This is a genomic window from Candidatus Limnocylindria bacterium (assembly GCA_036523395.1).
In the GTDB taxonomy this organism is placed as follows: Bacteria; Chloroflexota; Limnocylindria; order P2-11E; family P2-11E; genus CF-39.
This window is the reverse complement of sequence record DATDEH010000095.1, coordinates 1-10,865: the sequence shown is the minus strand read 5'-3', so window position 1 is coordinate 10,865 and position 10,865 is coordinate 1. Positions and strand designations below refer to the sequence as shown.

Sequence of the window (10,865 nt, the reverse complement as noted above, 5' to 3'; positions counted from 1 at the left end):
AAGGAGACGCCCCAGGACCTCAGGACGTCGATGAGCACCTGGTTGCCGCTGGTCTCGATCCACGGCGTGGTCCGCTCGCGTTCTTTGCGCTCGGCCGTCATTGCCACTTGCGTCTCCCCTTTCTTCCCGGAAATGAAGAAGACCTCCCTTTTTCGGGAGGTCTTTGGTGTCTGGTCTTGTTCGCGACTGTCGGCCGCTATCCTCCCGCGCGCACGTACGCCCTCTCAACGAGGACGATGCCGATAAGCGAAAGGATGAAGCGGGCGAACTGCATGTCCCGCTCAGTGAACCGTTCAGGGCGCGGGACGGCAACCCCCGGGCGGAGGATTGTGCACCGCGCACTAGTGCCCTTCCGTGCGCCGTCCGTACACTCACGCGCCAATGCGGACGCTGACTTTGGGGGCTCCGGGCTCTCATGACGCCTCGGCGGTGGGTAACAAGGCGGCGAACCTCGCCCGCCTCGCCGCCCACTTCCGGGTGCCGCCGGGTTTCTGCGTCGATGCATCGGTCTACGAGGCTCTCGGCGCTGCGATGGGCCAGGACGGGGCGGAACGTCGCGAGCTGCACGCGATCGTCGCCGCCGGGCACCGCTCGCTCGCGCAGCTGACCGGGATCCCGGAGCCGCTCGTCGCGGTGCGCTCGTCGGCGATCGGCGAGGACGGCGCGGAGTCGTCGTTCGCCGGCCAGCACGAGACGATCCTGAATGTGCGCGGTATCGAAGCGGTCACCGATGCGGTGCTCGATTGCTGGCGTTCGGCGGCGAGCGATCGAGCGACGGCCTATCGGAGGGCGCGCGGCATCGACGCCCCGCCGCGGATCGCGGTGCTGGTCCAACAGATGGTCCCGTCCGATGTCTCGGCGATCGCGTTCGGCGTCGATCCGATCACACAGGATCGGACTGTCGTCGTGATCGACGCCGCAGCTGGACTGGGTGACCGCATCGCGTCGGGCGAGGTGACGCCGGACCGCTACGTCGTACGCAAGGCGGACCTCACGTTCGTCGAGCGCCACTATGCCGGCGCGCTCAGCGACGCCGAGGCACGCGCCATCGCGGAGCTCGTCGTGAAGCTCGAGGACCACAACGAGGGCGCCGTCGACGTGGAATGCGCTATCGCGGACGGCGAGCTGTATCTGCTTCAGTGCCGTCCGGTCACGACGCTGAACAACGACTTCCCGATCGAGTGGCGCGACGCGCGTGACGCTCAGCTGCACTGGCGACGCGATGATGCGCACTTCAACGGGCCCGTCCCGCGTCTGCTCGGCGACTACATCACGAACGCCGCGCACTTCGGAATGGCTAGGCGCGCTGAGTTCTTCGATACCCCGGTGGTCGCGCGGCTCGAGGGCTTCAACGGCCGCAGGTACGCCGCAGCCCAGCCGCGGTACCGGCGCGAGGAGCTCGCGGTCCATTTGCGAGATTCCACCGCGCGCATCCGCGCGTACACCCGCGGCCTCCGCCGCATCTGGGACGAGGAATGGCTCCCGCATCTTCTGTCGACGTACGAGTGGATGGACGGACTCGATCTCGACCACGCGCCTCTTGCCCGGATTGCGGACGCCTGCGATGAGCTATGGCCGCGCGTGAATGAGATCTGGCGGATCCACATGCTCACCGTTGGGCCGACGTACGTTCTGATGGACGAGTTCGCGGAGACCTATGCGCGACTGATCGGCGGCAGCGCGATCGACGCGTTCCGGATGACGCAGGGTCTCGCGCACAGCCTGCAGCGACTGGAACGCGACGTTCATCGCCTCACCGAGCTCGCGCGATCGGCGCCGGCGGTGGCCGAAGGGCTGAGCTCTGGAACGATCACCTCACTCGATGAGCTGCGAGCGGTGCGCGGTGGCACGCAGCTCGCCGATGCGATCGGCCCGTTCCTCAAGAGCTACGGCAACTTCGGCCACGCGGGTGAGGACATGCGTGCCGACGCATGGGCGGACGACCCTTCATTGCTCCTCGCGGAGATCGGCCGACGGCTCGCCACACCGGCGCAAGACCCAGACGAGCGCCAGGCGCGGCTCATCGCCGAGGGCGACGCGATCGCCCAGCGCGCTCGGGAGACGCTGCGCGGCCGCCCCGAGGACCTTGCCGTGTTCGAAGAAGTGCTCGCCGTCGCGCGCGCCGTCGGGCCACTGAGCGAGGAGCACAACTACTGGCTCGACCGCCAGATGCAATCGAACATCGGCCGCATGTTCCGCGTCATCGGCCGTCGGCTCGCAGATGCGAGTCGGCTCGAACGCCCCGAGGACGTGTTCCACTTTGAGCTGGCCGAGCTCATCGCCGCGCTACGCGACGGCCGCGACCTGCGTGACCTCGAGCCCGAGCGCCGGGCGGAGTTCGCTCGCTGGTCACGGATGCGTGCGCCGGCCACGATCGGCGCGCCAGCGCCGCCGCTCGGCGCTACTGGCGCCACGAACGCCGACCTCATCCATCGCGCTCGGCAGGACGACGACGCTCTCATCAAGGGCGTGTCGGCATCGGGTGGGAGGCATCGCGGCGCGGCGAAGCTCGTCTGGGGCACCGAGGACTTCAAGAAGATGAAGCCCGGCGACGTGCTCGTGTGCCGATCATCGAACGTGAGCTGGATACCGCTCTTCACGATCGCCGGCGCCGTCGTCACGGAGGTCGGCGGCGCACTCTCGCACGCGGCGGTGGTCGCGCGCGAGTTCGGCGTCCCGGCCGTGGTGGGCGTGGGCGTCGCGTTCGAGCGACTGCGCGACGGGATGATCGTCGAAGTCGATGGCGACCGCGGGATCGTGCGTCCCATCGCGACGAGGAGCGTGACGGAATAGCGCGCTAGGCGACCTCGATGCCCTCGCTGACATGCGCCGTCCCCGGCAACCCAAGCGCCGCTACAGAAGCGAGCGCGCCGCTCGCCGCCAGGACACCGAAGAGCGCTGGCGCGTTCGATGTGTCGTTCGCGGCGAGCGCGACACCCGCGACGATCGCGCCGAGCATTCCACCGAAGTAGCGACTCGTGGACACGACGCCCGATGCGAGCGCGACATATCGCGCCGGCACAGCATCGACGGCGGCAACGCGCGTCGCCGGGAACGTGAGCGAGACACCCGCGCCTAAGAGCAGCAGCGATGCGAGCAGCAGCGGGAACTGCGCGTGCGTGATCACCGCACCGGTCGCAAGGCAGCCGACGACGATGAGCATTCCGCCGAGCGCAGGCGGCCAGCGCGCGCCGTAACGATCGACGAGCCAACCCGTCGCAGGGCCGAGGACGACCATCGCGGCGGAGAGCGCGGTCAGCGCGAACCCGACGAGCACGGTCGAGGATGCGTCGGCCGCGAGGAGCGCCGGGACCGCGAGCAGCGTCGCGTACAGCGACAGATTCGCGAACGCGATGGCCGCGTTCGCCGCGGTGAACGCACGGATGCGGAACAGCGCCGGAGGGAGCGCGGCGTCGGGCTGCGCGAGCTCGTAGCGGACGAAGAGCACGGCACCGATGACCACCGCGGCCGCGAGCGCGGCGGTCAGGCCGTCCGGCGAGCCGTGACCGAGACTGGTCAGCAGCCAGGCTGCGGCACTCAGCACCACACCGAGGAAGACCACGCCGACGACATCGAACTTCGTGTCGGGTCGCGCGCGCTCCTCCGGGATCGTCGACCGCGCGAGGAGGAACGCGAGCGTGACCACGGGGACGTTGACGAGGAAAACGAGCCGCCAGTCGATCGCCGTGAGCAGACCGCCGAGGAGCGGACCGAGGGTCGCGCCCGCTCCGGACATCGCGCCGGTGAGGCCGAAGTGCATCCCGGCGCGCTCGCCAGCGGCGCGGCGCAGGATCCCCAGACCGTTCGGGACGATGAGCGCTCCAGCCAGCGCCTGCTGCAGGCGAAAGAACGCGAGTAGTGGAAGACCCACCGACAGCGACGCGCCGACAGACGCGATCCCGAAATACGCCAGGGCGCCAAGCATGAGGCGGCGCCGGCCGAATCGATCGCCAAGGCGGCCGCCGATCGGCTGCAGCGCGGCCATCGCGATGAGATATGTGGTGATGAGCCACGACGCGGCGGCGATATCGGTGCCGGCGTCGCGCGCGATCGCGGGCAACGCGACAACGAGCATCGTCGAATTGAGCGGCACGAGCGCGTTGCCGATCGCGATCGAGAGGATCAGCTTTCGGTTCACGCGGCGACGATAGCGGCGAGCCCCGCCGTGCTACGAGGCCAGCCGCACCAGCGCTTGACGTCCGAGGATCGCGAGGCGCAATGCAAGCAACGCATCCGCATCGGTGAGGTCGGCGCCGGTCAGCTTCGCGATGCGCCGCAGACGATGGCGGACGGTGTTGCGGTGGAGGTAGAGCTCGCGCGCGACGCCGTTCACGCTGCCTTGAAGGCGGATATAGGCGTCGAGCGTCTGCACGAGATCGGCGTTCTTCTCGTCGGCGCCAAGGGGTCCAAGGATGCGATCGGAGAACGCGCGGATCTCGCTCGCGGGCTGGCCGAGGACGAAGCAATACGGGCCGAGGTCGTCGAAGTGCGTCGTGCGGCCATCGCGGTCGGTCGTGCGTCCGAGAGCAAGTGCCTGCTCCGCCTGGACCAGCGCAAAGTGCGCGCCCGATGAACCAGGCTTCGGTCCGGCGACGCCCGCGGAGAGCTCGTTGTCGGAGACATCGGCGGCCACGCGTGCGCGCAGCCGCTCCCCTTCGCTGCGCGCGTCGACGGGCGTGGCCGCCGCGATCACCGCCGTGACGAACCCGCTCGCCGTGCGCACGACGCGCGCGTCCTCGGGCACGACCGCCGCTACGGCCGCGCGCAGCTTCGCCGCCGCCCCGGAGTGGCGGCTTGCGAACGCGATCGCCAGGTACCGCGCGTCGCTCGTACATGCCCCCTAAACAGAAAAGCCTCCCTTTGTCTGGGAGGCTTTCGAGTGGTTCGCTGACTTCTGTGCGCTAGGTCCGTCCGCCTCCCAACGTCTGGTGCGCCCTCTCAAGGACGAGAAGGTCGACCGGGACGATGACGATGATCGGCTGTGACACGAGGTCGTCAGGCTAGTGCGTCACGCACACTCGGTCAATGTTCACGGGGATGTGGCGCGTATCAGTCGCTTCGGTCTTCCACGATCCGGGAAAGGCTGGCCAGGGTCCGCGGATCGGGCTGGCCGCCGAAGTACCTCCGCAGGCACGCGCCAAAGATCGGTTCTCCGGGCGCCGCACGCGCAAACAGCGTCATGCACGAGTGGAATTTCAGATCGTCGGGATGGCCGAAGATCTCGCCGGCCGAGCGTCCTTCGATGCTGGCGACCAGCGCGGCGCACTCGCGCAGCCGCGGGCCAAGGACGGGATGCGCCAGGTACGCGGCGGCCTCGGCAAGCGACGACAGGGCGAACGTCTGCGACGTCAGGCTATGGCCGAGCCCCGAGATCTGCGGAAAGATGAACCACATCCAGTGACTGCGCTTGCGGCCGGCGCGGAGCTCACTCAGTACCGCCTCGTAGACGGGCCGCTGCGCGGTGACAAATCGCTGCAACTCGAAGCGATCGTCCATCGCTCGCGGCGATCCTACCGGTCAGCCTCCCGACATCGCCGGCAGGATCTCCACGACCTTCGCCGTGCTCAGATCGGCGTTCTGTTCTAAGAAGCGCGCGTCCTCGCCGTCGACGAAGACGGTGACGAAGCGGCCGAAGGCTCCGTCGCGCAGCACGCGGGCTCCCAGCTCTGGATAGCGCGCCGCGATCTCGTTCTGCAGCGACGCGAGGTCGGTCGCGTTGACCTCGATCGTGCGCTCTCCGCCGACGGCGGAGCGCAGCGGTGTGGGGAGACGGACGGTGACGCTCACGCGAGCACCTCCTCGTACGCGAGACGGAACGCGTCGGCATCGGCGTCGATGACCGGCCCGAGCGCGCTCTCTTCCGGCCCACCCTTGTAGCCGTTGCCGGTGAGATAGAGCACGACCGTCTCGCCGGGATGGAAGACGCCGCGTGATGCGAGCTGCTTCGCGGTCGCGACGACGACGCCACCGGCGGGCTCGACGAGCACGCCCTCGGTCGTCGCGAGCAGGGTTGCCGCCTCGCGGATCTCGTCGTCGGTGACTGACGCCGCGCTTCCACGCGTGTCGCGGATGATCTTCACCGAGCCGTCGCCGTCGGCTGGCGCGCCGATGGCGAGCGACTTCGCGAGCGTGTCGGGTCGGCGCACCGGCTCGACCGGGCGCCAGTTGTCGAGCACAGCGTCGGACACCGGCGCGCATCCGGCGGGCTGCGCGGCGTGGATGTGGAAGTGCGATTCGGGCACGAGGCCGGTCGCGCGAAGCTGATTCGCGGCGGTCGCCTGACGCGTGAGCAGTGCGCCCGATCCGACCGGCACGACGATGTGGTGCGGCAGCGTCCAGCCGAGCTGCTCGGCGCACTCGAAGAGGACGGTCTTGCTGCCCTCCGCGTAGTACGGACGCAGCGTGAAGTTGACGAAGCCCCAGCCATACTCGTCGGCGAGTCGGCCGCAGAGACGGTTGACCGCGTCATACGGGCCCTTCACGCGAACGACGGTCGCGCCGTACGCAGCTGCGCTCGCGATCTTTCCGGACTCGATGTCCGCGGGAACGAAGACGAATGCGCGGAGGCCGTTGCGGGCCGCGGCCGCGGCGACCGCTCCTGCGAGATTGCCGGTCGACGCGCACGCGATCGTGTCGAGCCCAAGCTCGAGCGCGCGCGCGAGCGCCACCGACACGGGACGGTCCTTGAACGAGAGCGTCGGGTTGCGCGTGTCGTCCTTCAGGTAGAGGCGCTCGATCCCGAGCGCGTTGCCAAGGCGGTTCGCTTCGATGAGTGGCGTCCAGCCCACCGGCCAGTGGGTCGCCGGCGCCGCTACTGGGAGCAACGGCGCGTAACGCCAGAGCGACCGCGGTCCGCTCTCGATATCGGCACGGAGCGTCTCGGTCTCGAAGACGCTGAGGTCGTACTCCGGTTCGATCGGACCCAGACATTCGCCACAGACGTAGCGCTCGTCGGCAGGCTGCAGCGCGTCGCACGCACGACAGCGCAGGCCGCGCAGTGCGGTGTTCTCCTTCAGTGTCGTCGCCATGTCCGTTCTCCTCTCAAGATCAAAAAAGCCTCCCGAGCGGGAGGCTTCGAAATACCGAAAGCACGCGAGAGTCGGTCGGGCTCAGCCTCCCAAACGCGTAGCAGGCCCCGCCATGGGGGCCGTCGGCATGGACATGGAGATCCGCTGGGCCATCGCGCGATGACCGTAGCGACGAGCGCGCACCCGCGTCAACCGCGCGGCTGGCGCGTCGGGCAGGTTGCACAAGGTCCGTACACTGACGCTCTTTCTATGGGGAGGGCGATCACGTGAGCTTTCAGGACAAGACCTTGACCTGTCGCGACTGCGGCCAGGAGTTCATCTGGACCGCCGGCGAGCAGGAGTTCTACGCCTCGCGAGGACTTCAGAACGCACCAAGCCGTTGCCCGGCCGATCGCGCCGCGCGTCGCGCGGGCGGTGGTGGTGGCGGTGGCGGCGGTGGTGGATACGGCGGCGGTCAGCGCGAGATGTTCAGCGCGGTCTGCAGCAACTGCGGCAAGGAAGCGCGTGTTCCGTTCCAGCCGCGCGGCGACAAGCCGGTGTACTGCTCCGACTGCTTCGAGCAGAAGCGGCCGCCGAGGAACGCGTACTAGCCGCGGAACCCGGTCAGAAGCTGAGCGTCAGCGCGCCTCCCCACTGTGGAGGGAACGTGAAATGGCTCAAGACTCCTGTGAACGAGCCGGTGCCGGTCGCGCCTGAATAGGCACCTGTGCCACTCGCCACGGCGAGTGCGAGATTGATGCTCGCAAGCGTGCCCGTCCCGTTCCACACGGCCGCGCCGCCAGCGATCGTTCCCGTGAGCTTCCCTCGGAATTCGCCGCCCTGCACGACGGTTAGCGTCCACCGCCCGCCTACGACAGTATTCGTGACGCCTGCCCCCGGGTTCGGTGGCGTGTAGTTGATCGACGCGACGATGTACCCGGGTAGCTCTCCGGTCGCGCGGCCGACGAATGTTGCGCCGTAACGGACTTCTCCCACGGCAAACCCCGCAAAGATCTCGATGCCGGATATGGTGTCGTTGTGGGCCGTCGCCGCCCGTGCCGGTGCGGCAGTAAGTGACGAGAGGACCATTGCGAGTGCGATCGCCAGCACAAGTTGTTTCATCTGAATCCTCCCCGCGCCTTTGCGGCGGACGAGAGAATTCTGGACCCGCGACGCAAGTCGACACGCCGCCACCGAACGCGTACTAGCCGGATCCACGCGCCCAGTCCGCGTAATCCAGGAAGTCGATATCGCCCGGAGAATGCCCGAGCTGCGTGAGCAGCTGCGCTGCCTCCGCACGGTGCTGCTGGCTGTGCGTGACCATGTGCAGGACGTAGAACCAGAGCGGGTATTGCTCCTTCGCGTCGAGATCAGCGCCGGCCGCGAGCGCCTCGTCGTCGAGGGTCGCGACCCACGCACGCATCTCGGTCTCATCGCGCGTCCAGTGATCGGTGAGTACCGCAACGTTGCGGTAGTCCGTTGTCGGGAGCGTCTTGCGCCACTCGTCCTCGGGGCGACGTTGTAGTCGGAGCCGCCAACTGCACTCGACATCGAGCGTGTGCACGAGCGTCGCGCGAAGGTCCCGCCCGACGATGACCGAACGCAGGGTGAATTGCGCATCCGTGAGCCGCGCGGCGGTCGCGAGGATCCGGTGCTGTGCCCAATAGTTGAAGTCGAAGAGCGTCGCGAGCTCCCGCTGTCGCATCAGCCGATGCTAGCCGCACGTACGATGGTGTCATCGAGACGATCTGGACCCCGAGCGAAGAAACGATCGACCGCGCGAATGTCACGCGCTACATGGAGTGGCTCGCGCGGCACCGCGCTCTGAGCTTTGCGAGTTACCAGGAGCTGTGGCGCTGGTCGGTCACGGACCTCGACGCCTTCTGGTCATCGATCTGGGAGCACTTCGGCGTGCGCGCGAGCCAGCGCTATGAGCGTGCCCTCGCCCGCGACGCGATGCCCGGCGCGTCGTGGTTCCCCGGTGCCGAGCTGAGCTACGCGGAGCACGCGCTCATGCGGCGAGACGATCATCCGGCGCTCATCGCACGCTCCGAGACGCGCGGACTCGAGATATCCACAACAGTGACGTATGCGGAGCTCGCGCAGCAGGTCGCAGCCGCCCGCGCCGGACTCGTGAGGCTGGGTGTCACGCGCGGCGATCGCGTCGTCGCGTACATGCCGAACATCCCCGAGACCGTCGTCGCGCTCCTCGCGGCATCGAGCCTCGGTGCGATCTGGTCGAGCTGCTCGCCAGACTTCGGAACGCGCGCGGTGATCGATCGCTTCGGCCAGCTCGATCCGAAGGTCCTGTTCGTCGTCGACGGGTATCGCTACGGCGGGCGCGACTTCGACCGTACGAGCGAGACGCATGAGATCGAGCGCGCGCTGCCGAGCCTGAGAGCGACGGTCGTGCTTCCCTACCTGCGGCCCGACGCGACACCGGCGCGATCGGCAGCGCGCATGTCGTGGGCCGAGCTCGCTTCGGAATCAGGCCATCTGGAGTTCGCGCAGCTGCCGTTCGAGCACCCGCTGTGGGTGCTGTACACGTCGGGCACCACCGGTCTGCCGAAGGGACTCGTGCACGGCCAGGGCGGGATCCTCCTCGAGCACCTCAAGTCGATCGCGCTGCATCAGGACCTTGGCGTGGACGACCGCTTCTTCTGGTTCACGACGACCGGCTGGATGATGTGGAACTACATGCTCGGGGTGCTCCCGCTCGGCGGCACCGCGGTGCTGTTCGACGGCAGCCCTGCGCATCCGGACATGGGAACGCTCTGGCGACTTGCGGCCGACGTCGGCGTGACGTACTTCGGGACGTCCGCCGCGTTCATCCAGGCCTGCATGAAAGCGAGCATCTCGCCCGGCCGGGACAACGATCTGAGTCGCATACGTGGCGTCGGTTCGACCGGCGCGCCTCTTTCGCCGGAGGGTTTCACGTGGATCGTCGACGCCATCGGACGACCGCTGCCGGTGGGCAGCATGAGCGGTGGTACCGACGTCTGCACCGCGTTCCTCCAGGCGTGCCCGCTCCTGCCGGTGCGCGCCGGCGAGCTGCAATGCGCGGCGCTGGGCGCAAAGGTCGAGGCGTACTCCGCGGAGGGGAAGCCCGTCGTTGGCGAGGTCGGCGAGCTGGTCATCACGCGACCGCTGCCCTCGATGCCCGTATACCTGTGGAACGATCCCGACGGCGCACGCTACCAGGCGAGCTACTTCGAAGTCTTCCCCGGCGTATGGCGCCACGGCGACTGGATACGGTTCAACGCCGACGGCTCATCGGTCATCTACGGGCGCTCCGACGCGACGCTCAATCGCGGCGGCGTGCGCATGGGCACGAGCGAGTTCTACCGGATCATCGAGCAGCTGCCGGAGATAAAGGACAGCCTGGTGGTCGAGGTCGGCGGTGAGAACGCCGAGCTTGTGCTCTTCGTGGTGCTGGCAGCGCACACGACGCTCGACGACGCGCTGCGCCGCAGCATCAGCGACACGCTGCGGCGGGAGCTGTCGCCGCGTCACGCGCCCGATCGCATCCTCGCAGTGCCCGAGATCCCCAAAACGCTGAACGGCAAGAAGCTCGAGGTGCCCGTGAAGCGTCTGCTGATGGGGCAGCCGCTCGCGGGCGCGGTCAGCGAGGGCGCGGTCGCGAATCCCGCGAGCCTCGGCGTTCTCGTCGAGGCGTACCGAGGAGCCTCACCCGCGTCGCGCTAGCTCGCGATGCGCTCCAACGCCTGACGTCCGAGAAGCGCGAGGTGGAGTGCGAGGCGGTCGTCGGCGCTGCTGAGCTTCGCGCCCGTGAGCTGACCGATGCGACGCAGGCGCTGCCGCACCGTGTTGCGGTGCAGGTACAGCTCGCGCGCTACC

Annotated in this window: 10 protein-coding genes; 3 read left to right on the top strand and 7 right to left on the bottom strand. The window is 68.3% G+C overall.

Annotated elements, in window-relative coordinates; all coding sequences use genetic code 11:
- The first annotated feature begins 429 nt into the window (after positions 1 to 429).
- Positions 430 to 2,793: a PEP/pyruvate-binding domain-containing protein gene (locus VI056_12355; GenBank protein ID HEY6203818.1), complete on the top strand. Its 2,364-nt coding sequence runs from the start codon at positions 430 to 432 to the stop codon at positions 2,791 to 2,793.
- 4 nt (positions 2,794 to 2,797) lie between these two features.
- Here VI056_12355 and VI056_12350 read toward each other — a convergent pair whose 3' ends face one another.
- From VI056_12350 to thrC, 5 genes are all read right to left on the bottom strand, one after another.
- Positions 2,798 to 4,138: an MFS transporter gene (locus tag VI056_12350; protein ID HEY6203817.1), complete on the bottom strand. Its 1,341-nt coding sequence runs from the start codon at positions 4,136 to 4,138 to the stop codon at positions 2,798 to 2,800.
- A 30-nt stretch (positions 4,139 to 4,168) separates the two neighbouring features.
- Complete coding sequence (locus VI056_12345; protein ID HEY6203816.1) at positions 4,169 to 4,744, bottom strand: helix-turn-helix domain-containing protein; 576 nt, start codon at positions 4,742 to 4,744, stop codon at positions 4,169 to 4,171.
- A gap of 305 nt (positions 4,745 to 5,049) precedes the next feature.
- Positions 5,050 to 5,496, bottom strand: coding sequence for a DUF1810 domain-containing protein (locus tag VI056_12340; GenBank protein ID HEY6203815.1), 447 nt, complete (start codon positions 5,494 to 5,496; stop codon positions 5,050 to 5,052).
- Between the two features lie 21 nt (positions 5,497 to 5,517).
- Positions 5,518 to 5,787 carry a MoaD/ThiS family protein gene (locus VI056_12335; protein ID HEY6203814.1) on the bottom strand — a complete coding sequence of 90 codons (270 nt, stop codon included), beginning with the start codon at positions 5,785 to 5,787 and terminating at the stop codon, positions 5,518 to 5,520.
- Positions 5,784 to 7,028, bottom strand: coding sequence for a threonine synthase (gene thrC / locus VI056_12330; GenBank protein ID HEY6203813.1), 1,245 nt, complete (start codon positions 7,026 to 7,028; stop codon positions 5,784 to 5,786). The genes VI056_12335 and thrC overlap by 4 nt, the downstream gene beginning before the upstream one ends.
- 266 nt (positions 7,029 to 7,294) lie before the next feature.
- Between thrC and VI056_12325 the strand changes: the two genes are divergently transcribed.
- A complete protein-coding gene (locus VI056_12325; protein HEY6203812.1) occupies positions 7,295 to 7,618 on the top strand; it encodes a zinc-ribbon domain containing protein in 324 nt (107 codons plus the stop codon).
- A gap of 13 nt (positions 7,619 to 7,631) precedes the next feature.
- On the opposite strand, the gene VI056_12320 is transcribed toward VI056_12325, so the two are convergent.
- Positions 7,632 to 8,129: a hypothetical protein gene (locus VI056_12320; protein HEY6203811.1), complete on the bottom strand. Its 498-nt coding sequence runs from the start codon at positions 8,127 to 8,129 to the stop codon at positions 7,632 to 7,634.
- A gap of 82 nt (positions 8,130 to 8,211) precedes the next feature.
- Positions 8,212 to 8,712 (bottom strand): DinB family protein, encoded by a 501-nt coding sequence (locus VI056_12315; GenBank protein HEY6203810.1) that lies wholly within the window; start codon positions 8,710 to 8,712, stop codon positions 8,212 to 8,214.
- A gap of 32 nt (positions 8,713 to 8,744) precedes the next feature.
- On the opposite strand from VI056_12315, the gene VI056_12310 reads away from it, so the two are divergent.
- Positions 8,745 to 10,712, top strand: coding sequence for an acetoacetate--CoA ligase (locus VI056_12310; protein ID HEY6203809.1), 1,968 nt, complete (start codon positions 8,745 to 8,747; stop codon positions 10,710 to 10,712).
- Positions 10,713 to 10,865: the final 153 nt, after the last annotated feature.

Coding starts and splice junctions, on each gene's coding strand:
- VI056_12340 (HEY6203815.1), bottom strand. CDS start 5,496: ATGGACGATCGCTTCGAGTTGCAGCGATTTGTCACCGCGCAGCGGCCC.
- thrC (HEY6203813.1), bottom strand. CDS start 7,028: ATGGCGACGACACTGAAGGAGAACACCGCACTGCGCGGCCTGCGCTGT.
- VI056_12320 (HEY6203811.1), bottom strand. CDS start 8,129: ATGAAACAACTTGTGCTGGCGATCGCACTCGCAATGGTCCTCTCGTCA.
- VI056_12315 (HEY6203810.1), bottom strand. CDS start 8,712: ATGCGACAGCGGGAGCTCGCGACGCTCTTCGACTTCAACTATTGGGCA.